We start from the raw sequence: 21,215 nt of genomic DNA on the forward strand, positions 1-21,215 counted from the left end.
GGACAGACTGGACACAACGGAAGCGAGATGGCGGAGATCCTGGTGCTGTATTACAGCCGCGGCGGTTCGGTGGCGCGGCTTGCGCGCCAGATCGCGCGTGGCATCGGCGAAGTGCCCGGCATGAGCGCGCGCCTGCGCACGGTGCCGCCGGTGGCGGCGGTCACCCAGACCGCGCGGCCGCCGGTGCCCGATGACGGTGCGCCCTACGTGAGCGTGGAGGACCTGGCCGACTGCAGCGGCCTGCTGCTGGGCAGCCCGACGCGGTTCGGCAACATGGCCGCGCCGGTCAAGCATTTCCTCGACGGGCTGGGGGCCGAGTGGGTCAACGGCACGCTGGCCGGCAAGCCCGCCGGGGTGTTCACCTCCACCGCGTCGCTGCATGGCGGGCAGGAATCGACGCTGTTGTCGATGCAGGTGCCGCTGCTGCACCACGGCTGCCTGATCGTGGGCATTCCGTTCACCGAACCGGCGCTGAGCCACACCACCACCGGCGGCACCCCCTACGGTGCCAGCCATGTGGCCGGTGCCGACGACAACCCGGTGCCGAGCGAGGACGAAGCGATCCTGGCGCGCGCGCTCGGCCGGCGCGTGGCCGATATCGCGCGGCGGCTGGGATGAGCCCGCGCGCACAGAAGTGGACGTTGGCCACCGTGCTGCTGGCGTTGGCGGCGGTGTTTGCGGTGTGGTTCGCGCACGACCGGCACTGGCTGGCCAGCCAGCTGGTCTTCACCGCCCCGCCGCTGCTGCTGGCGCTCGGCGTGGTCACCGGGCGCGGCAAGGCGATGTTCTGGGCCGGGGTGCTGGCGCTGTTCTGGTTCAGCCACGGCGTGATGAGTGCCTGGAGCCACCCGGAAACCGCGCACTTTGCCTGGCTGGAACTGCTGCTGGCCCTGGCGGTGATCGGGATCTCCAGCGCGCCCGGCCTGCGCCGGCGTTTCTCGAAGCGTTGAGCGCCTCGCGCGCGGCTGCGGGCGGGCGCCGGCAGCCGTATCATGGGCACCCAGCGCGGGTGTTGCCGCGCGGTACCGCCCGCACTCCAGGAAGCCTGCAATGGAAGAACTACTGATCATCACCACCGGTGGCACGATCGACAAGATCTACTTCGACGACAAGTCGAACTACCAGATCGGCGATCCCCAGATCGGGATGATCCTGCGCGAGCTGGGGGTGACCTTCCGCTTCAACGTGATTCCGATCCTGCGCAAGGATTCGCTGCACATCACCGACGAAGACCGCGAGCTGATCCGCGCCACCATCGCCGCGCAGCCGACCCGCCACGTGCTGGTCACCCACGGCACCGATTCGATGGTGCAGACCGGCCGGGTGCTCAGGAGCATCCCCGACAAGACCATCGTCATGACCGGCGCGCTCAGCCCGGCGCGCTTCCGCGGCTCGGACGCCGAGTTCAACATCGGCTGTGCGATCGGCGCGGTGCAGTCGCTGCAGCCGGGCGTGTACATCGCCATGAACGGCCGCATCTGGAACCCCGAACACGTGCGAAAGAACGTCGCGGCGAACCGGTTCGAAGACGCGTGACGCGGTAACCGCGTCACGCGTGGGGCGTGCCGACCAACGGTCGGCACCTACCTGCGGCAGCACCCGACCGTTGGTCGGGTGACCGATCACATCAATACTGCGCGGTCAGGGTCACGCCGGAGAAGGTGCTGTAGGCCTTCACCCGGACGTGCCACGTCCCCGCGGCCGGGGCGGTGATCGTGCAGGTCTCGTTGTTGCCGCTCAGGTACGGGCGGCAGGTGTACACGGTGTCGGTGGGCGCGCTGCCCGAGCGCACGTACAGGTCCGCATCACCCGTGCCGCCGGCGATGGTCACCTTCAGCTGGGAGCGGCCCGACGGCACGGCCACGGTGTAGGCCAGCGATGCACCGCTGGAAGCACCCAGGCCGCTGACCGGCACGTTGTTCTGCAGCGTGCCGGTGCCCGGGTTCGGGTTGGTCCCGCCCAGCGCGGAGGTGACGGCCGCATCCGCATCGACGATGCCCGCCCCGCAGCCGCCGCTGCAGGCGCCCGGCAGGGCCCGTGCGGTGTTCTTGAGCAGCGTTTCAATGGCCGCCGGCGACAGCGCGGTGGGCGCGACCGACTGCACCAGCGCGACCACGCCGGCCACGTGCGGGGCCGCCATCGAGGTGCCGTTGTACGACGCATAGGACGCAGCGCCCGGCACGGTGGTGCCGCTGTTGAGCGTGGACAGGATCGCCTGGCCCGGCGCCGAGACATCGATGCCGGCACCGTAGTTGGAGAAGCTGGCGCGGGCGCCGGCCGAGGTGGTAGCGGCCACCGCGATCACGTTGGCGCAGTTGGCCGGCACCGACGAGGACACGTTGGTGTTGCTGTTGCCCGCTGCCACCACCACGGTGGTGCCGCGCGAGACCGCGCCGTTGATGGCGTTCTGGTAGGTGGTCGAGCAGGTGCCGCCGCCGCCCAGGGACATGTTGATCACTTCGGCCGGGTTGGCATTGGCCGGCACGCCGCTGACGGTGCCGCCGGATGCCCACACGATCGCATCGGCGATGTCGGAGGTGTAGCCGCCGCACTTGCCCAGCACGCGCACCGGAACGACCTTGGCGTTGTAGGCGGTGCCGGCCACGCCGGTGGTGTTGTTGGTCACCGCGGCGATGGTGCCGGCCACGTGGGTGCCGTGCCAGCTGGAATTGGAAGCCGGGTAGCCGGCGCCGCATTCGTTGGCGGCGTACCAGTCGCCTTCGTCGTTGGCATTGTTGTCGCGGCCACCGCCATCGCGCGCCATCGCGGCATCGCTGATGAAGTCATAGCCGGGCAGGATGTTGGCGTTCAGATCCGGATGGTTGGTGATGCCGGTATCGATCACCGCCACCACCACGCCGGTCCCCGTGGCCTTGTCCCAGGCCGGGCGCACGTTGATCGAGGCGTTGCTGGTGCCGAAGCCCCACTGCTCGGACAGGCGGCTGTCGTTGGGCACCAGGGTGGCGTGCATCAGCTGGTCGACTTCGACGTATTCCACGTTCGGATCGGCGGCCAGGCGACGCATCAGCAGTTCCGATTCGGCGGCATCCAGCGGCCGGTCGGCCTTGACCACGGTCGGGCCGATGGCCAGCTGGCGCAGCTTCTGCAGGCCCAGCGCGCGACCCTGCGCGGCAGGAACGGCCTGGGCGGCGGCCTTGAGCGAACTGGCCAGTGCGGTCGGGGTGGCCACGTCGGTGGCGCCGTCCTTGTACTTGACGATGAAACGCTGGTGGGTTGGGGCCGAGGCCAGGCCACTCAACTGCACGTCGCCGGCGAACGCCGGCGCCGCCAGGAGCAGGGTCGAAAGCACCGAACCACCGAGTACAACCAAGGCACGCTGACGCAAGCGCTGCGGATCATGAGACATCGGAATTCCCTTCAAGATTGAGGAGCCGTCGAGGCGGCAAAGGTCGGTCAGATCCGGCGCTGTGGAGCGGTGGCTTGGATCGAACCTGGAAGACGGATCGGCTTTCCCCTGCGAAACCGCCCGAACCCGGACGCTAGTGGTTTCGATTAAGCCCAACAATGTTTCAGCCCGCTTTCAGGGTTGTGAAATTTTCGATCTGAGACTTTTCGGGTCAACGGTTTGTGAATGTGAAGAAACTTCCCCGTGCCGATGCGGTCACGCCGGACGCAATTCGTGTCCTGCGTCACTGTCTTGCGCGTCATGACCGAGACATTGCTTGCGCGTCAATGAGTTGGGTCCGTTTGGATCGTTCAGACCGGTCCTCGGGAGGCGCCGCCCATGAAAAAGGCCCGCCTGTTGCCAGGCGGGCCTTGGGTATTCAACGCGCGTCGAACGATCAGCCGTCCAGGCGCACCAGCCAGCCATGGCGGTCCGGCAGGCGGCCGTACTGGATGTCGGTCAGTTCCTTGCGCAGCGACATGGTCACTTCGCCAGCCGGGGCGGTCAGGTCACCCACCGAGAAGCCCTCGCCCTTGAGCTGGCCGATCGGCGTGACCACCGCAGCGGTCCCGCAGGCGAACACTTCGGCGATCTCGCCCGAGGCCACGCCCTGCTTCCACTCGTCGATGGTCACCTTGCGCTCCTCGACCTTCATGCCGCGGTCGCGCGCCAGTTGCAGGATGCTTTCGCGGGTGATGCCTTCCAGGATGCTGCCGGACAGCGCCGGGGTGACCAGGGTGCCGTCTTTGTAGACCAGGAACACGTTCATGCCACCCAGTTCTTCCAGGTACTTGCCTTCGACCGGATCCAGGAACAGCACCTGCGAGCAACCCTGCGCCTGCGCCTTCTGCTGCGGCAGCAGCGAGGCGGCGTAGTTGCCACCGCACTTGGCCGCACCGGTGCCGCCCTTGGCCGCACGCGCATATTCGGTGGACAGCCAGATCGACACCGGGGCCACGCCCTTGGCGAAGTACGGGCCTGCCGGGCTGGCGATCACGTAGTAGCCGGCCTTCTGCGCGCCGCGCACGCCGAGGAAGGCTTCATCCCCGATCATGAACGGGCGGAAGTACAGGCTGGATTCGTCGGCCGACGGCACCCAGCTGGCATCCACGGCGATCAGCTGCTTGAGCGATTCGACGAAGATCTCCACCGGCAGTTCCGGCAGCGCCAGGCGCTGCGCCGAACGCTGCAGGCGGCGGCCGTTGGCATCGGGGCGGAAGGTCCAGATCGAACCGTCGGCATGGCGGTACGCCTTGATGCCTTCGAAGATTTCCTGGCCGTAATGCAGCACCGCGGCAGCCGGGTCCAGCTGCAGCGGGCCGTACGGGCGCACGCTGGCGTTGTGCCAGCCGGTGTCCTTGTCCCACCGCACTTCCACCATGTGGTCGGTGAAGTGCAGACCAAAACCGGGGGCGGCCAGGATGCGTTCACGCTCCTCGCTGCTGCGCGGCTGGGCGGAACGGGTGGTGGTGAAGCTCACGGAAGACTGGGACACCGGAAATTTCCTGTTCTGGTTACGGGTTCAATTACAGCATGCCGGTTTCAAGGCGGGCGGCCTCGGACATCATGTGCTGGCCCCACGGTGGGTCGAACACCAGTTCGACATCGGCTTCGACCACGGTCGGGATCATTTCCAGCTTGCTGCGCACGTCGTCGACGAGGATATCGCCCATGCCGCAGGCCGGCGCGGTCAGGGTCATCTTGACGTCGACCTCGCGCTGGCCGTCATCCAGGTGCTTGAGCTCCACTTCGTAGACCAGGCCCAGGTCGACGATGTTGAACGGGATCTCCGGGTCGAAGCAGGTTCGCAGCTGCTGCCAGACGAGCTTTTCGACCTCCTCGTCGGAGGCGTCGGCGGGCAGTTCCAGCGGCGCGGGCGGTTCCTTGCCCATGGCGTCGCCGTCCTTGCCGGCGATGCGGAACAGATTGCCTTCGACAAACACGGTATAGCTGCCGCCCAGCGCCTGGGTGATGTACCCATAGCTGCCGGCGGGCAAGGTGACCGTTTCGCCCTGCGGGACCATGACGGCCTCGCAGTCGCGTTCGAAGTGGACGGGTTCGCTGCTACGGGAGTACATGTGGATCGATATGGGGTCGCGGCCGATTCCCGCAAGGCGCTCATTTTAGCCCAGTGGCCGGCCACGCGCCGGTCACCCCGCAAGCCGGTATCCTGTGGCGGACCAAAGGAAGAATGCATGCCGCCCACCTCTGCGCCCGCCAGGTCCGCCCACTGGCTCTGGCCCCCGCTGTTGTTGCTAGGAGTTGTCACGGCCACGCTGGCCTGGTTGTTCATCGCGCTGCTGAGCGGCCGCCAGGCAGGCTGGATGGCCGTCCTGGTGGCCCTGGAGCTGGGTTTCATGCTGCGCCTGGGCAACCTGCGCGGCGGCCTGCTGCGGGTGGCGTTGACCCTGCTGGGCACGGTGCTGGTGGCCCTGGCAGCCAACTGGGGGATCGCGTCGGCCTACCTGGGCGGGTCGCTGGGACTGGATCCGTGGGAATCAGCGTTGCGGATGGGGCCGTTCATGGCGTTCACGTTGGTTCAGCTGGCCAACGGGGTGGCCGAATGGCTGTGGCTGGGGGTGGCGTTGGTCATCGGCTGGTGGATAGCGAGGTAACGTTCGGCGATTGCGTGGGCCGGCCAACGGCCGGCGCTACCGGTCGATTGATCCAGATCTCAATGGGCCCGTAACAATTCGTAGCGCCGGCCGTTGGCCGGCCCTGGCCCCCGGCGCCACGTGCGGTCAATGCCCTCCATCGAGGGCTTTGAGCTCGCTGACCAGCGCGCTGGCCGCACCGGCGCCATCGCCATAGAGCATGCGGGCGTTGTCGGCGTAGAACAGCGCGTTTTCGATGCCCGCGAAGCCGGTGCCCTTGCCGCGCTTGATCACCACCACGTTGCGGGCGTTGACCACGTCCAGGATCGGCATGCCGTAGATCGGGCTGGCCGGGTCGGTGCGCGCCACCGGGTTGACCACGTCGTTGGCGCCGATCACCAGCACCACGTCGGTGGTGGGGAACTCGGGGTTGATATCGTCCATGTCGGCGATCAGGTCGTAGGGCACGCCCGCTTCGGCCAGCAGCACGTTCATGTGGCCCGGCATGCGCCCGGCCACCGGGTGGATCGCGAATTTGACCTTGATGCCGCGTTCCAACAGCCGCTGCGCCAGCTCCCACACCTTGTGCTGGGCCTGGGCCACGGCCATGCCATAACCGGGCACGATCACCACGCGCTCGGCGAACGCCAGCATCGCGGCCACGTCGCTGGCCTCGATCGGCTTCTGCGCGCCGGTGATTTCCTGGGCCGTGCCACCGCCGCCGAAGTTGGAGAACAGCACGCCGCTGATCGGCCGGTTCATCGCCTTGGCCATCAGGCGGGTGAGCAGGATGCCGGCCGCGCCGACCATCATGCCGGCGATGATCAGCGCCTCGTTGCCCAGCACGTAGCCTTCGAAAGCGACCGCCAGGCCGGTGAACGCGTTGTACAGCGAGATCACCACCGGCATGTCGGCGCCGCCGATCGGCAGGGTCATCAGCACGCCCAGCGCCAGCGCGACCACGAAGAAGCTGATGATCGCCACCGGGCTCAGGGTCACTGCCGCCCAGATGCCCAGCACCACCATCGCCAGCGCAACCAGCAGGTTGAAGGCCTGCTGGCCGGGAAAGGTCACCCGCCGGTCCAGCCGGCCATCGAGCTTGGCCCAGGCGATGACCGAGCCGGACAGCGACACCGCGCCGATCGCCGAGCCGATCACCGCCAGCGCGAGCACGGTGGCCGAGGGCTGGCGCGCGCTCAGTTCGGCGATGGCCTGCGCGCTCCAGTGGCTGGTATCGCGGTTGGCCAGGAACGAGAAACGCAGCAGTTCCACCGCACCGATCGCGGCGGCCGACCCGCCACCCATGCCGTTGTACAGCGCCACCATCTGCGGCATGTCGGTGATGGCCACGCGCTTGGCCGACCACCACGCCACGCCGGTACCGATCGCCACCGCAGCCAGGATCAGCGGCACGTTGTGCAGGTCGGGCAGGAAGAAGGTCGCCACCGTGGCGATCAGCATGCCCAGGCCGGCCCAGCGGATGCCGCTGCGCGCGGTCATCGGCGAGGCCATGCGCTGCAGGCCGAGCAGGAACAGGGTGGCGGCAACCAGGTAGCTCACCTGCACCAGCCACTGCAGCAGTTGCGCGGTGGTGACGTTCAAGGCGCCTTCTCCCCGGCGTCGCGCTTCTGGCTGGGCTTGAACATGTCCAGCATGCGTTCGGTCACCACGTAGCCACCGGCGGCATTGCCCGCGCCGAGCACCACGGCGATGAAGCCGATGATCTTTTCCAGCGGGGTCTGCGCATGGCCCAGCACCACCATGGCACCGATCAGGACGATGCCGTGGATGAAGTTCGACCCGGACATCAGGGGGGTATGCAGGATCACCGGCACCCGCGAAATGATCACGTGGCCTGCGATCGCAGCCAGCATGAAGATATACAACGCCACGAACCCGTCGCTCATTGCTGTCCCTCTTCCCGGCGGTCATCCCGTCCCCTGCATCATAACCATGCGCTGAACCGTTCTGCAGGGCGGTCAACCGATGCCGCACTGGTGCGTTCTCACCGTATCCCCCTGCGCGAGCGCTACCCTGTGCTGGTGAGCCCTTCCCTGCCGCCCCTGGCTGACGATGCCGATGCCGAAACCGCGTTGCCGGTGTCGCTGGATGCGTTCCTGGCCGGGATCGGCCCGCGCGCGTTCCGCTTCGCCGAGGCCGGGCTGCGCCAGCGCGAGGACGCACTGGACGCGGTGCAGGACGCGATGCTGCGCATGCTGGCCTACCGCGACAAGCCGGCAGGGGAGTGGTCACCGCTGTTCTGGAGCATCCTGCGCCGCCGGGTGGTCGACCTGCAGCGCCGCCGCGGCTTCCGGCTGCGGTTCTGGCGCAGCAGCGACGAGCTGGCCGGCGACCACGACATCGACTGGGCCGATCCTGGACCCGGCCCGGCCCAGGCCCATGAGCAGCGCGACCAGTACGCGGCGCTGGTCAGGGCATTGCGCGATCTACCTGCACGCCAGCGCGAGGCCTTCACCCTGCGCGTGCTGCAGCAGCTCGACGGCGCCACGACCGCAGCGGCCATGGGCTGCAGCGAGGGCGCGGTAAAAACCCATCTTTCGCGCGCCCGGCAGGCGCTGCAGCAGCACCTGGAGATTGAACTGTGAGCCGCCCCGTGCCCCCCACCCTTCCCGATGACGCCGCACTGGCGCAGCTGCACGCACATGCGGTGACCCAGCTCTCTCCCGCCACGCTGGCGCGCCTGCGTGCCGCACGGCATGCGCCGCAGCGGGCCCGCGCGCACGGCTGGTGGCTGGCAACCGCGTGTTCGCTGTTGGTGGCGCTGGGCCTGGGCATCAGCTTCACCGCTCGACCGCCGGCGGCCACCCCGATGCAGGTGGCGGCCGTGGCGGCGGATGACAGCAGCGACGTGCTCGACGAGAATCCGGACCTGTACCTGTGGCTGGGCGCCACCGACCTGGCAATGGAGTGAACATGAAACCGCGACTGACCCTGGCACTGGTACTGCTCTCGCTGAGCGCGGCCAGCGCCGCACAGACCTCGACGCTGCCGGAGTGGGACAAGCTCACCCCGCAGCAGCGCGATGCGCTGATCGCGCCGGTGCGCGACCGCTGGAACGACGCGCCGCCGCCACAGCGCGAACGCATGCTGCAGCATGGCCAGCGTTGGCAGAGCATGACCCCGGAACAGCGCGAGCTGGCGCGGCGCGGCCGCCACCGTTTCGAGAACATGAGTCCGGAGCAGCGCGAGCAGGCCCGCGCGCTGTTCGCGCAGATGCGCGGCATGACCCCGGCCCAGCGCGATGCGCTGCGTGAGCGCTGGGGCAGCATGAGCCCGGAGCAGCGGCAGGAATGGCTGAAGGCCAATCCGGTCAAGGACCTGCCGCCGCGGTAGCGCCACGCCCTGCGCGGCGGCGCGATATCAGTTCGCAATCCAGCGCGTTTTCGCCAGCAGCTCATCGTCCCAATCGAACGCCACCGCGCCATCCTTCAGGAACAGCGCGACGAAGTTGTAAAGGTTGCGCGCATACATCTCACTGGCGTGCACCGCGCCCTGGCTGGCCAGGTTGAGCGGGCCGTCCACGGTGACACCGCCGACGTCGACGGTTTCGCCCGGCCGGGTCGTCTCGCAGTTGCCGCCGGTCTCAGCGGCCAGGTCCACGATCACGCTGCCCGGGCGCATGCCCTGCACCATCGCGCTGGTGACGATCTTCGGCGCGGGGCGGCCGGGCACGGCGGCGGTACAGATCACCACATCGACCAACCGCAGGTGCTCGCCCAGCCGGCGCTGCTGCTCGGCCCGCTCGTCGTCGGTCAACGGACGGGCGTAACCGCCCTCGCCCACCGCGCTGACGCCAAGGTCAAGGAACTTGCCGCCGAGCGATTCAATCTGTTCGCGGGTTTCGGGGCGCACATCGAAGCCCTCCACCTGCGCCCCAAGCCGGCGCGCGGTGGCGATGGCCTGCAGGCCGGCCACGCCGGCGCCCACCACCAGCACGCGCGAGGGGCGGATGGTGCCCGCGGCGGTGGTCAGCATGGGGAAGAAGCGCGGTGCCAGCTGGGCAGCAATCAGGGTGGCCTTGTAGCCGGCCATGCCGGCCTGCGAACTGAGCACGTCCATGGACTGTGCTCGGGTGGTACGCGGCAGGCGCTCCAAGGGAAATGCCTGCAGCCCACGTGACTGGATCACGCCGGCGCGTTCGGCGTCGGCCTGCGGGTGCAGCATGCCGACCAGGCTGGCACCAGATTTGAGCTGGCGCAGCCGCGCGGTTTCCGGCGGCTGCACGCACAGCACGATGTCGGCCTGGCCCAGGCGGGTGTCATCGGCGAGCTGCGCGCCGACATCCAGGTAGGCCTGGTCGGTAAAGCCGGCGCGCGTGCCGGCGCCCGGTTCGATCCACACGGTGGCGCCCAGCGCGATGTACTTGCGCGCCGTTTCCGGCGTCAGCGCTACGCGGCGTTCGCCCTGCGCGTGTTCCTTGACCCCCAACACCTCGACAGCCATGCATGTCCCCGAGCAGCGGTAAGTGGTGGGATCGTAACCCGATTGGCTGGTTTGGATGCCTTTCCGCTGGAAGCTGCCTGGAATCGGGCTTCGCGTGGTTGCCGGCCGTTGGCCGGCGGCTTCACGCAGTTGGGCGAACAGCCTGATGCCTGACACGTTATCGCGCAGGGCCGGCGGGTGCGGGGGTACGGGGGGCGCCGTGAACCCCCCTCCGGGGTCCGGCCCAGCCGCCAGCGGCTGTGCGTTCAGTCGCACGCGAGGCAGTGCCTCGCAAGCAGTGCGCCTTCACCCATGGGGGCTCTTGCGAAACATCCATGTTTCGCAAAGCCCCCGTACCCCCGCACCCGCCGGCCCTCCCGAATTCGGTCGGTGGCCATGGAAGATCAAACGCAGTTCCGATCATTTCCATGCGTTACCGCGCGCGGGCGTTACAACGGCAGTCGTTTGGGAACCGACCCTACCCTGCCCCATGTGATCCGCTTAGAGCCACGCCCTGCGTGGCTGATTTTTCCATCCGCGCGCGATCCGCTGTCGGGGGAGGCCGGCGGGCAGCCCCTGTAGGGACTGTCAAAAACATGGATGTTTTTGCCAAGCCCCCAGGGATGGGTTTACGGCGTGTCCCGTAAGGGGCTGCCCGTCGGCCTCCCCCAGCACGTAGCAACCGAAACGCTGCCTTTGACGTTGACGTTGACGTTGCCGCAAGCGGCAACCTCAGTGAACCGTAGCGCCCTTGGTATCCAGGCGATCGATCACGCCCTGCATGGCGCTGTCGAAGGCGCCATCGTCGATGTGCGCGCGCAGGCGGCCGAGGCGCACCATGACCGCCAGTTCTTCCGGCGAGGCCACGCAGAAACGCACGCCGCGTCGGTTCACGAACAGCAGGCGCTGCGAGATCGGGCTGACCCAGGAGAGTTTGCCCGCCTGGACTTTGCCGTCCTTGTCGACGAAATCGAGCCAACTGCCGATTTCAAGGCCGCGGAAACGGTCGGCATCGGCATTGTCGAAATCGGTGACGTCGACCTTGCTGCCCAGCTCCACGCCCGCACTGTCCGCAGCCGGCGGCGTCGGCAGGACCACCTGCGGCAGCTCCGGCAGCGCGCGTTCCAGTTCCGGGCGCGATTCGGCAATGGACTGCAGCGTGTCATGCAGCGAATCGATCGCCGCGTTGGCGCCATCGGCGTGTACGCCGACACTGGCAAACACCTTGCGCAGCACGGGGTGCCATGCCTGCAGCCACGGCTTGCCGACGATCTGGCGCCGGGCTTCGGACACTTCTTCCAGGATCCCGTCGGCCAACGCGAGCGCCTCGCTCACGGAGGGGCCGTCGTCGCCTTCGCGCAGCACCGCCAGGGTGAGATGGTGCTGCCACGGCTGCCGCAGGAAATCGCCGATGGCCTGCGGCAATGCCGTATCGGCGATCCGCCAATCCAGTTCGGACGCCGCGCGGGTGCGCGCCACTTCCAGCTTTTCCTGGCCGCGCTGGGTCTCGGCCGCGCGGCGCTCGGCGATCTCGATGCGGCGGCGGTGCTGGGCCAGGAAGTCGCGGAATTCTTCTTCCAACGTCAGGAAGATGGCCAGGTTCTCGTTGAACTCGGCCACCAGCCGCTCGATGATTTCCTCGACCTTGCCCATCAGCACGCGCTCGGCCTGGCTCTCGCCGGTGTTGCCTTCGCAGGCCTCGGCCAGCGAATTGAGCAGCTTGCGCGCCGGGTGGGTCTTCTGCACGAACATGCGGCGGTCGAGCATGGCCACCTTCACGAAGGGCACCACCAGCCGGCCGATCAGCTCGCGCGAGCGACCTTCCAGGTCGCGCTCGTCCAGCATCACATCGAACAGCATGCCCACCAGGTCGATCGCATCTTCATCCTGCGGGTCCAGGCGCGCCTGCGCCGGGTCCACGCCGAGCCGGGTAGCACCGGACAGCACTTCGCTCTTCAGCCGCTGCGCCAGCGATTCGCCGTCTTCGCCGATCGCCGCGCGCAGGGTCGCACTCGGCGTGGCCTGCAGCAGCGACAGCACCGACATCATTTCGCGCTGGCTCAATGGTCGCTGTTGCCCCACCGCCACGCTGGCGGCGGAGGTCGCGTCTTCGCGGACATGCCGGGTCTGCTGCAGCAGCTCGTGCAGCGCTTCCAGCAACATGCCCTGGTTGCCGCTCATCCCGTCCGGGCCTTCGGCTGCATGGTCATGCGCGGCCTGCGCCGACTGCATGCGGCCACGGCTGGCCGCCCAGCGGTCGGCGAAGCGCCGTGCCCATGCCGGGGCCGCACCTTCGTCGGCTGCGCCGCTTTCGGTTTCCAGGGCCTGGACCAGCTCGTCCAGCTCCTGCCGGGGCGTGGGCGGACGCGGCGCGGCGCGGCGCGGGGCGGCCATCTGCGGCATCACACCGGCAGCGGCCAGTTGTTCGTCGAGTTTCTCGTAACGCTTGCCGATCGGCGCGTGCAGGTCGCGCTCGCACAGCTTGATCAGCACCAGGCGCACTTCCGGCGCCAGTTCACAGTCTGCGAAGGCCTCATGGATGGCCACGCCGATGTGTTCGGGGCTGATCGGGTTGCTGTCGGCGTTCAGTTCCAGCCCGCCGGCGATCCAGCCCAGGCGGCGGTCAAGCCGGCCCAGTACCGGCTTCCAGTCGCGCAGCAGCACGGTGGCGAAGTTGCGCACCGCCAGCCGCGATTCCAGCACGTGCTCGGGGACCAGGCTGAGCCCTTCCCCGCCCGCACCGGCCAGCGTGGCTTCGGCCGACAGCGGCTCAGCGTGTTCCAGCGCGTCCCAGGCCCTGGCCAGGTGCCCACGGAAACCGGCCACGATGTCTTCACGGCGCCGACGCAGTTCACGCATGCCATCGAGGAACAGCAGCTGCGACGCGCCGGCGGTGCCGGCACGGTCGAACAGCACGTCGTCGAAGCGGGCGATCACGGTCGCGAACGACTCGGCCAGGCCCGGCAGGGCGGCCTCGCGTGCAAGCTTCAACAGCGCCGGGTCGCGACCCGGCTGTCCCGATACGTTGGGCGTGGCGATCATGCGAAAAGGCTCCCCACCCTCGCTGGTACAGAATGCAGCATGGATACAACAGGCACGGGCGTCCCCAAGACACCAGCACACGGATGGTAGGACGCCCCACCGGTCAGGGACAGTGAAACAGTCCGCACTTTGAACCTCATGACCCGGGTGCCGGCAGGCCTTGTATCGTAAGGCCAGCGCGGGTGGGAAGCGAGTACAGCGACGTGAAGGAGTGCCGTTAATTAAGTGAGGTTCATCACGTTTTGTCGCAAATGGGCAGGAGATCGCCGGAAGACGGGTCACAAACTGCCCCGACTATAATCTGAGCCACCCCGATGCCCGACAGAGACCCCATGCTCGACTCCCCTGCGCTGCAAGCCTTGGACGCCCGCCGTTCGGTTCCCGCCCTGCAACTGGGCGCGCCCGGACCGGACCCGGCCACCCTGCAGCGGATGCTGGCCTCGGCCGTGCGCGTGCCGGACCACGGCAAGCGGGTGCCCTTCCGCTTCCTGCGCATCGCCGACGATGCGCGCCTGCAGCTGGGTGAGTTCCTGGCCCGGCGCAGCCGCGAGCGCGACCCCACTGTCTCCGACGCACAGGTCGAAAAGGACCGGCTGCGCTTTTCGCATGCGCCGCTGATCATCACCGTCATCGCCGCGCCTACGCCCAGCCCGAAGGTACCCGAGCTGGAGCAGCTGATGACCGCCGGCTGCGTCTGCTTCGCGCTTTTGCAGGCCGCGCAGGCGCTGGGCTTTGGCGCCCAGTGGCTGACCGCCTGGATGGCGTTCGACCCGGCCGTGCATGCCCACCTGGGCCTGGCCGAGCCTGAGCAGATCGTGGGTTTCATCCATATCGGCACCCCGAAGACCGCCGTGCCCGAACGTGAGCGCCCTGATCCGGCCGCGTTGCTGCAGGACTGGGTGGGCTGAGTGCACACGCCCCTCTACCTGGTGGATGCCAGCCTGTACGTGTTCCGGGCCTGGCATTCGATGCCCGATGAATTCCAGGACCAGCAGGGCTGGCCGACCAACGCGGTGCATGGCTTTGCCCGCTTCCTGCTCGACCTGCTGGAGCGCGAGCGCCCGCAGCACATCGCCATTGCCTTCGACGAGGCGCTGGACAGCTGCTTCCGCCACACCCTCTACGCTGCCTACAAGGCCAACCGCGATCCGGCGCCCGACGCGCTGCGCCGCCAGTTCGCGCACTGCAAGGCGCTGTGCAGCGCGCTGGGCCTGACCGTGCTGGCCCACCACGAATACGAGGCCGACGACCTGATCGGCAGCGCGCTGCATGCGCGCCGCCCGGCCGGCATGCGCGGGGTGATCATCTCGGCCGACAAGGACCTGTCGCAGCTGCTGTTCGAGCATGACGAGCAATGGGATTACGCCCGCAACCAGCGCTGGGGCATGGCCGGGGTCAAGGCCCGCCATGGCGTGCATGCGCACCAGATCGCCGATTACCTGGCACTGTGCGGCGATGCGGTCGACAACATTCCCGGGGTGAGCGGCGTCGGCGCCAAGTCGGCCGCCGTGCTCCTCGCCCATTTCGGCAGCCTGGACATCCTCTACGAGCGGCTGGACGAAGTGCCGTTCCTGCGCCTGCGCGGCGCCGCCCAGATGGCGGTGCGGCTGCGCGAGCAGCGTGAGCATGCACTGCTGTGGCGGCAGCTCACCACCATCGCGCTGGATGCACCGCTGGATGCGGAGCAGGCCGATTTCAGCCGTTCCAGCGCCGATCCGCAGATGCTGCAGGGCCTGTGCGAGGCGCTGCGCTTTGGTCCGCTGACCCGGCGCCGGCTGTTCAACGCTGCCGGCATTCCCGATATTTCTCCTCCCGCAAGCGAGTTCGCATGAGCCCCAACACGCAAGCCCCGAAGGTCGTCTACGAAGGCAAGTACCAGCGCATGGTCGTGCGCGGCTCGTGGGAGTACAGCGAACGCACCCACGCCGGCGGACTGGCCGCGATCATCATCGCCGTCACCCCCGACGACAACGTGCTGTTCGTCGAACAGTTCCGCGTACCGCTGCAGGCCAAGACGATCGAGATGCCGGCCGGCCTGGTCGGCGATATCGACGCGGGAGAATCGATTGAAGACTCGGCCGTGCGCGAGCTGGAAGAAGAAACCGGCTGGACCGCCGGGCATGCCGAAGTGTTGATGATCGGCCCGACCTCCTCCGGTGCCAGCAGCGAGAAAATCGCCTTCGTGCGCGCCACCGGCCTGCGCAGGGTCGGCGAGGGCGGCGGCGATGCCAGCGAGGACATCACCGTGCATGAGGTGCCGCGCGCCCGCGCGGCGGCCTGGCTGGTGGAGAAGATGGGCCAGGGCTACCAGCTGGACGCGAAGTTGTGGGCTGGGCTGTGGATGATCGAGCACCACCTGGATGGGACCGCACGTGGCTGATTCCCGCGCGCTTCCGCTGGCGGCCACGCCCCTGCTTGGCGCCAAGGATCCTGCACCGTTCACCGTGCTGCATCCGGCCGGGCGTTCGCCGTATGTGCTGATCACCGACCACGCCGGCCAGCAGGTGCCGGAGGTGCTGGCGAACCTGGGGCTGCCGCAGGTCGAGCGCGACCGCCATATCGGCTGGGACATCGGCATTGCCGGGGTCACCCGCGAACTGGCCCGGTTGCTCGACGCGTGGGCGATCACCCAGACCTATTCGCGGCTGGTGATCGACTGCAACCGTCCGTTGGCGTCGCCGACGCTGATTCCCGAGGTCAGCGACCATACCGTGGTGCCGGGCAACGCCGGGCTGTCGGCCGCGCAGCGCCAGCAGCGCATCGATGCGATCCACGCGCCCTACCATGCACGCATTGCCGCCGAACTGGATGCACGCGCCGGGCAGCAGCGCCCGACGCTGCTGGTGATGATGCACAGCTTCACCCCGCGCATGAACGGTGCGGACCGGCCGTGGCATGCCGGGGTGCTGTACCACCAGGACACGCGCCTGGCGCATGCGCTGCTGCAGGCACTGCGCGACGAAGGCGACCTGGTGGTGGGCGACAACGAACCGTATTCGGTCAGCAGCACCAGCGATTACGCGGTGCCGGTGCATGGCGAAGGCCGCGGGCTGCTGCACGTTGAGCTGGAAATCCGCCAGGACCTGATCGCCGATGCCGCCGGTCAGCGCGCGTGGGCCGAACGCCTGGCGCGGGTGTTCACCGCGCTGGACGTCACGGCGCGGTCAACCCCGTAGCCCCGGCAGGTACCCACCGTGGGTGGTACGTCCATCAGGCGGCGAAACCATCCGTCGCGCGCACCAGCGCATCGATGGTCTCTGCCTCGAACGCGGAATGGCCCGATGCCGGGCTGATCTCGAGCGTGGATTTCGGCCAGGCCTTGTGCAGCTCCCACGCATTCTGCAGCGGGCACACCACATCGTAACGGCCGTGCACGATCACGCCCGGGATGTCGGCGATGCGGTGCGCGTCGCGCAGCAGCTGTTCTTCGACCTCGAAGAAACCGCCGTTGACGAAGTAGTGGTTCTCGATGCGCGCGAATGCCAGCGCGAAGCGCGGGTCTTCATGGCTGTTCACGAAGTCGGCATCCACGTGCAGGAAGCTGGTGGCCCCTTCCCACACGCTCCACGCCTTGGCCGCGGCCAGGCGGGTGGCTTCATCGTCGCTGGTGAGGCGGCGGTGGAAGGCGGAAATAAGGTCGTGGCGTTCCACCGCCGGGATCGGCGCCAGGTAGTGTTCCCATGCATCGGGGAACAGGCGGTTGGCGCCTTCCTGGTAGAACCATTCCAGTTCCCAGCGGCGCAGCATGAAGATGCCACGCAGCACCAGCTCGGTGACCTGCTGCGGGTGGGTCTGGGCATAGGCCAGCGCCAGGGTCGAACCCCAGCTGCCGCCGAAGACCTGCCAGCGTTCTACCTTCAGGTGCTCGCGCAGCTTCTCGATGTCGGCCACCAGGTCCCAGGTGGTGTTGTCCACCAGGTCGGCGTGCGGGGTGGAACGGCCAGCACCGCGCTGGTCGAACAGGATGATGCGGTACTTGGCCGGATCATGGAACTGGCGCATCTTGTCGCTGCAGCCGCCACCGGGGCCGCCGTGCAGCATCACCACCGGCTTGCCCTGCGGATTGCCGCACTGTTCGAAATACAGCGTGTGGCGGTCGTCGACCTTCAGGCTGCCAACGTCGTAGGGGGTGATGGCCGGGTACAGCGTGCGCATGGGTGGAGCTCCAGTGGAATCACGGTCGCTCATTCTACCGCTGGGTGGTGGGCCACCGTCCCAGGCTCACCCGGTCGCGCTGCTCCAGGTCCTGCGCGGTTTCCACCTCGACGAATCCGGCGCCCTCCAGCAGCGCGCGGATCGCTTCGCCCTGGTCCCACCCATGTTCCATCAGCAGCCAACCGCCCGGCTGCAGGTGCGCGGGCGCGCCGGCGATGATCAGGCGGATGTCGTCCAGCCCGTCGTAGCCGGAGGCTAGCGCGGTAGCCGGTTCGAAGCGCAGGTCGCCCTGTGCCAGGTGCGGGTCGTCGCTGGCGATGTACGGCGGATTGCTGGCGATCAGGTCGAAGCGCTCGCCGGCCAAGGGTGCATGCCAGGATCCCTGGCGGAACGCGACGTTGGCCAGCCCATGCTGACGGGCATTGCCTGCAGCGACGGCGAGGGCATCGGCACTCATGTCCGTGGCCACGATCTGCGCCAGCGGGCGTTCACTGGCCAGGGCCAGCGCAATGGCACCGCTGCCGGTGCCCAGGTCGGCGATCCGCAGCGGCACGCCCTCTGGCAGCCGCTCCAGGGCCAGTTCGACCAGCCGTTCGGTTTCCGGGCGCGGAATCAAGGTGGCCGGGCTGACCGCCAGGTCCAGGGTCCAGAAGCCGCGCCGGCCCAGCAGGTAGGCCACCGGCTCACCGGCAATGCGACGCTGCAGCAGGGCCGCGAATGCCTCCGCCGTGCGCGGGTCGAGCAGGTCGGTGGCATGCGCGAACAGCCAGCCGCGCTCACGCCCCAACACATGCAGCAGCAGCAGTTCGGCTTCGTGCCGGCCTTCCACCCCGGGCAGCACGCGGGCGGCGGCGGCAAGCAGCTGGCGGATCTCCTGTGGAGTGGCGGTCATGGCGGGCCTGGGCGTCGGTGGGGGCGCAGTGTAGGCCAATGGCGGCACGGGCCGGCCGCCGCGACCGGTTGTCGCAGCCACCTCGCGACGCTGAAAGGCGGTTCAGGCACCGCGACGGGCGGATAACCTGCGGCTATCACCGCGCGGCGCGAGGAAATGATGAAAATCCTTTCCACACAATGGGCTACGAATGAATAGCGGCCCGCGTTCACTCGGGAATCAGGCCGTTTCGATAGACTGTGTCTATCGTATTGATGAAATCAATGCATTTTCCTTATCGAAACCCAGCCGGTACTCTGTGTTGGCTGATTCACCCATCCCCCTTCACCACGAGGAATATCGATGTCGCTCATCAACACCCAGATCAAGCCGTTCGAAGCCAACGCCTATCAGAATGGCGAATTCATCAAGGTGTCGGACAGCACCCTGAAGGGCCAGTGGTCGGTCCTGATCTTCATGCCGGCCGCCTTCACCTTCAACTGCCCGACCGAGATTGAAGACGCCGCCGATCATTACGCCGAGTTCCAGAAGGCCGGTGCCGAGGTGTACATCGTCACCACCGACACCCACTTCTCGCACAAGGTGTGGCACGAAACCTCGCCGGCCGTCGGCAAGGCCCAGTTCCCGCTGGTCGGCGACCCGACCCACCAGCTGACCAACGCCTTCGGCGTGCACATTGCCGAAGAAGGCCTGGCCCTGCGCGGCACGTTCATCATCAACCCGGAAGGCGTGATCAAGACCCTGGAGATCCACTCCAACGAGATCGCCCGTGACGTCTCCGAGACCCTGCGCAAGCTGAAGGCTGCCCAGTTCACCGCCGCCAACCCGAACCAGGTGTGCCCGGCCAAGTGGAAGGAAGGCGAGAAGACCCTGACCCCGTCGCTGGACCTGGTCGGCAAGATCTAAGCAACGCCTCATCCCCATTCCCGTTGCGACGGGAGTGGGGGTGAATCCAAGCCGGTGCGCCCGCGCCCGTTTCGATTCACCCCTACGCCGCCCAGATGTACCGTAGTGGTACGTCGACGCCGTTCCTTTGCCTGAATCAAGGAGTTTCTCGATGTTGGATGCCAACCTCCAGTCCCAGCTGAAGACCTACCTGGAACGCGTCACCCGGCCGATCCAGATCACCGCGCACGCCGACGACGGCGCCAAGTCGCAGGAGATGCTGGAGCTGCTGGAAACCCTGGTCAGCCTGTCCAGCCAGATCACCCTCGACGTGCGCCGCGACGGCGCCGAGCGCACCCCCTCCTTCGCGCTGACCACGCCGGGCCAGGACATCCACCTGGCCTTCGCCGGCCTGCCGATGGGCCACGAATTCACCTCGCTGGTGCTGGCGCTGCTGCAGGTCGGCGGCCACCCCTCCAAGGCAACGGCCGAGGTGATCGAGCAGGTACAGGGGCTGGAAGGCGAGTACCGGTTCGAGACCTACTTCTCGCTGTCCTGCCAGAACTGCCCGGACGTGGTCCAGGCACTCAACCTGGCGGCGGTGCTGAACCCGCGCATCCAGCACGTGGCGATCGACGGTGGCCTGTTCCCGGCCGAGGTTGAAGCGCGCCAGATCATGTCCGTGCCCACCGTGTACCTCAACGGCGAAGTGTTCGACCAAGGCCGCATGAGCCTGGAGCAGATCGTGGCCAAGCTGGACACCGGTTCGGCCAAGCGCGATGCGGCGAAGATCGCCGCGAAGGCGCCGTACGACGTGCTGGTCATCGGCGGCGGCCCGGCCGGCGCCGCTGCGGCGATCTACGCCGCGCGCAAGGGCATCCGTACCGGTGTGGCAGCCGAGCGTTTCGGTGGCCAGGTGCTGGACACCATGGCGATCGAGAACTTCATCTCCGTCAAGGAAACCGAAGGCCCGAAGCTGGCCATGGCACTGGAACAGCACGTGCGCGAGTACGACGTGGACATCATGAACCTGCAGCGCGCCAGCGGCCTGGTGCCGGCCGGCGACGATGGCCTGGTCGAGATCAAGCTGGAGAACGGCGCATCGCTGAAGTCGCGCTCGGTAATCCTGTCCACCGGTGCGCGCTGGCGCCAGATGAACGTGCCCGGCGAAGACCAGTACCGCAACAAGGGCGTGGCCTACTGCCCGCACTGCGACGGTCCGTTGTTCAAGGGCAAGCGCGTGGCGGTGATCGGCGGCGGCAATTCCGGGGTGGAAGCGGCGATCGACCTGGCCGGCATCGTGACGCATGTGACCCTTCTGGAGTTCGACGACAAACTCCGTGCCGATGAAGTCCTGCAGAAGAAGCTGCGCAGCCTGGGCAATGTCACCATCATCACAAGCGCGCTCACCCAGGAAGTACTGGGCGATGGTCAAAAGGTGAACGGCCTGGTCTACAAGGACCGCGTGGGTGGCGACGCCCACCGGGTCGAGCTGGAAGGCATCTTCGTGCAGATCGGGCTGCTGCCCAATACGGAATGGCTGAAGGACGCGGTGGCGCTGTCGCCGCGCGGCGAAGTGGTCATTGACGACCGCGGCCAGACCAGTGTTCCGGGCGTGTTCGCCGCAGGAGATTGCACAACCGTACCCTACAAGCAGATCATCATCGCCATGGGCGCCGGTTCGACGGCCGCGCTGAGCGCTTTTGACCACCTGATCCGAACTACCGTTCCCAAGAGCAGCGGCGCCGTCGCCGAAGCTGCCTGAAACGTCCGGTTCCCCGCTTGCGGGGAACCTTTT

Annotated in this window: 22 protein-coding genes; 13 read left to right on the forward strand and 9 right to left on the reverse strand. The window is 67.7% G+C overall.

The window, feature by feature from the left end; translation table 11 throughout:
• Positions 1–27: 27 nt before the first annotated feature.
• From wrbA to SOM39_RS17410, 3 genes are all read left to right on the forward strand, one after another.
• Positions 28–618 (forward strand): NAD(P)H:quinone oxidoreductase, encoded by a 591-nt coding sequence (wrbA, locus tag SOM39_RS17400; protein WP_093534550.1) that lies wholly within the window; start codon positions 28–30, stop codon positions 616–618.
• Entirely contained in the window at positions 615–950 is a 336-nt protein-coding gene (locus SOM39_RS17405; protein ID WP_217538802.1) for a DUF2069 domain-containing protein, read from the forward strand. The genes wrbA and SOM39_RS17405 overlap by 4 nt, the downstream gene beginning before the upstream one ends.
• Before the next feature lie 100 nt (positions 951–1,050).
• Entirely contained in the window at positions 1,051–1,536 is a 486-nt protein-coding gene (locus SOM39_RS17410; RefSeq protein ID WP_320459098.1) for an asparaginase domain-containing protein, read from the forward strand.
• 91 nt (positions 1,537–1,627) lie between these two features.
• On the opposite strand, the gene SOM39_RS17415 is transcribed toward SOM39_RS17410, so the two are convergent.
• The 3 genes from SOM39_RS17415 to sufT form a co-directional block, all read right to left on the reverse strand.
• On the reverse strand, positions 1,628–3,367 hold the full coding sequence (locus SOM39_RS17415; protein ID WP_320459099.1) for a S8 family peptidase: 1,740 nt from the start codon (positions 3,365–3,367) through the stop codon (positions 1,628–1,630).
• Positions 3,368–3,803: 436 nt separating this feature from the next.
• Complete coding sequence (locus tag SOM39_RS17420; RefSeq protein WP_093534546.1) at positions 3,804–4,901, reverse strand: branched-chain amino acid aminotransferase; 1,098 nt, start codon at positions 4,899–4,901, stop codon at positions 3,804–3,806.
• A 31-nt stretch (positions 4,902–4,932) separates the two neighbouring features.
• The gene (gene sufT / locus SOM39_RS17425; RefSeq protein WP_068849396.1) at positions 4,933–5,484 is read right to left on the reverse strand and encodes a putative Fe-S cluster assembly protein SufT; all 552 of its coding nucleotides are present in this window, start codon (positions 5,482–5,484) and stop codon (positions 4,933–4,935) included.
• 117 nt (positions 5,485–5,601) lie between these two features.
• On the opposite strand from sufT, the gene SOM39_RS17430 reads away from it, so the two are divergent.
• Complete coding sequence (locus SOM39_RS17430) at positions 5,602–6,021, forward strand: hypothetical protein (protein ID WP_068849394.1); 420 nt, start codon at positions 5,602–5,604, stop codon at positions 6,019–6,021.
• Between the two features lie 126 nt (positions 6,022–6,147).
• On the opposite strand, the gene SOM39_RS17435 is transcribed toward SOM39_RS17430, so the two are convergent.
• Both SOM39_RS17435 and SOM39_RS17440 read right to left on the reverse strand, forming a co-directional pair.
• Positions 6,148–7,602, reverse strand: a complete 1,455-nt coding sequence (locus tag SOM39_RS17435) for an NAD(P)(+) transhydrogenase (Re/Si-specific) subunit beta (protein ID WP_184124859.1) — start codon at positions 7,600–7,602, stop codon at positions 6,148–6,150.
• Positions 7,599–7,907 (reverse strand): NAD(P) transhydrogenase subunit alpha, encoded by a 309-nt coding sequence (locus tag SOM39_RS17440; RefSeq protein ID WP_068849390.1) that lies wholly within the window; start codon positions 7,905–7,907, stop codon positions 7,599–7,601. The genes SOM39_RS17435 and SOM39_RS17440 overlap by 4 nt, the downstream gene beginning before the upstream one ends.
• A gap of 129 nt (positions 7,908–8,036) precedes the next feature.
• On the opposite strand from SOM39_RS17440, the gene SOM39_RS17445 reads away from it, so the two are divergent.
• The 3 genes from SOM39_RS17445 to SOM39_RS17455 are packed head-to-tail and all read left to right on the forward strand — an operon-like array spanning position 8,037 to position 9,354.
• A complete protein-coding gene (locus SOM39_RS17445; RefSeq protein WP_320459144.1) occupies positions 8,037–8,606 on the forward strand; it encodes an RNA polymerase sigma factor in 570 nt (189 codons plus the stop codon).
• 8 nt (positions 8,607–8,614) lie between these two features.
• Positions 8,615–8,932 (forward strand): hypothetical protein, encoded by a 318-nt coding sequence (locus SOM39_RS17450; RefSeq protein WP_320459100.1) that lies wholly within the window; start codon positions 8,615–8,617, stop codon positions 8,930–8,932.
• A gap of 2 nt (positions 8,933–8,934) precedes the next feature.
• Positions 8,935–9,354, forward strand: a complete 420-nt coding sequence (locus SOM39_RS17455) for a DUF3106 domain-containing protein (RefSeq protein WP_068849384.1) — start codon at positions 8,935–8,937, stop codon at positions 9,352–9,354.
• Between the two features lie 27 nt (positions 9,355–9,381).
• Here the strand turns inward: SOM39_RS17455 and SOM39_RS17460 are convergent, their stop codons facing one another.
• Positions 9,382–10,464, reverse strand: a complete 1,083-nt coding sequence (locus SOM39_RS17460; protein WP_320459101.1) for an NAD(P) transhydrogenase subunit alpha — start codon at positions 10,462–10,464, stop codon at positions 9,382–9,384.
• Between the two features lie 711 nt (positions 10,465–11,175).
• A complete protein-coding gene (locus SOM39_RS17465) occupies positions 11,176–13,485 on the reverse strand; it encodes a DUF1631 domain-containing protein (RefSeq protein ID WP_068849381.1) in 2,310 nt (769 codons plus the stop codon).
• A gap of 332 nt (positions 13,486–13,817) precedes the next feature.
• Here SOM39_RS17465 and SOM39_RS17470 point away from each other — a divergent pair, with 332 nt between their 5' ends.
• From SOM39_RS17470 to SOM39_RS17485, 4 genes are read left to right on the forward strand one after another with little or no spacing between them, the layout of a single operon-like run.
• Positions 13,818–14,393: a nitroreductase gene (locus tag SOM39_RS17470; protein ID WP_320459102.1), complete on the forward strand. Its 576-nt coding sequence runs from the start codon at positions 13,818–13,820 to the stop codon at positions 14,391–14,393.
• Positions 14,394–15,317 carry a 5'-3' exonuclease gene (locus SOM39_RS17475; RefSeq protein WP_320459103.1) on the forward strand — a complete coding sequence of 308 codons (924 nt, stop codon included), beginning with the start codon at positions 14,394–14,396 and terminating at the stop codon, positions 15,315–15,317.
• Positions 15,314–15,865, forward strand: coding sequence for an NUDIX hydrolase (locus SOM39_RS17480; protein ID WP_217537069.1), 552 nt, complete (start codon positions 15,314–15,316; stop codon positions 15,863–15,865). The genes SOM39_RS17475 and SOM39_RS17480 overlap by 4 nt, the downstream gene beginning before the upstream one ends.
• The gene (locus tag SOM39_RS17485) at positions 15,846–16,661 is read left to right on the forward strand and encodes an N-formylglutamate amidohydrolase (RefSeq protein ID WP_414715895.1); all 816 of its coding nucleotides are present in this window, start codon (positions 15,846–15,848) and stop codon (positions 16,659–16,661) included. Before SOM39_RS17480 ends, SOM39_RS17485 begins: the two co-directional genes overlap by 20 nt.
• A 34-nt stretch (positions 16,662–16,695) precedes the next feature.
• Here SOM39_RS17485 and pip read toward each other — a convergent pair whose 3' ends face one another.
• Together pip and prmC are read right to left on the reverse strand one after the other, a co-directional pair.
• Positions 16,696–17,640: a prolyl aminopeptidase gene (gene pip, locus SOM39_RS17490; RefSeq protein ID WP_068849368.1), complete on the reverse strand. Its 945-nt coding sequence runs from the start codon at positions 17,638–17,640 to the stop codon at positions 16,696–16,698.
• Between the two features lie 34 nt (positions 17,641–17,674).
• Complete coding sequence (prmC, locus tag SOM39_RS17495) at positions 17,675–18,532, reverse strand: peptide chain release factor N(5)-glutamine methyltransferase (protein ID WP_320459105.1); 858 nt, start codon at positions 18,530–18,532, stop codon at positions 17,675–17,677.
• Between the two features lie 342 nt (positions 18,533–18,874).
• Between prmC and ahpC the strand changes: the two genes are divergently transcribed.
• A complete protein-coding gene (gene ahpC / locus SOM39_RS17500; RefSeq protein WP_068849365.1) occupies positions 18,875–19,438 on the forward strand; it encodes an alkyl hydroperoxide reductase subunit C in 564 nt (187 codons plus the stop codon).
• Positions 19,439–19,589: 151 nt separating this feature from the next.
• Positions 19,590–21,182 carry an alkyl hydroperoxide reductase subunit F gene (ahpF, locus tag SOM39_RS17505; RefSeq protein WP_093532920.1) on the forward strand — a complete coding sequence of 531 codons (1,593 nt, stop codon included), beginning with the start codon at positions 19,590–19,592 and terminating at the stop codon, positions 21,180–21,182.
• Positions 21,183–21,215 lie beyond the last annotated feature (33 nt).

The organism is Stenotrophomonas sp. CFBP8994, assembly GCF_034044835.1.
GTDB classification, from domain to species: Bacteria; Pseudomonadota; Gammaproteobacteria; order Xanthomonadales; family Xanthomonadaceae; genus Stenotrophomonas; species Stenotrophomonas rhizophila_A.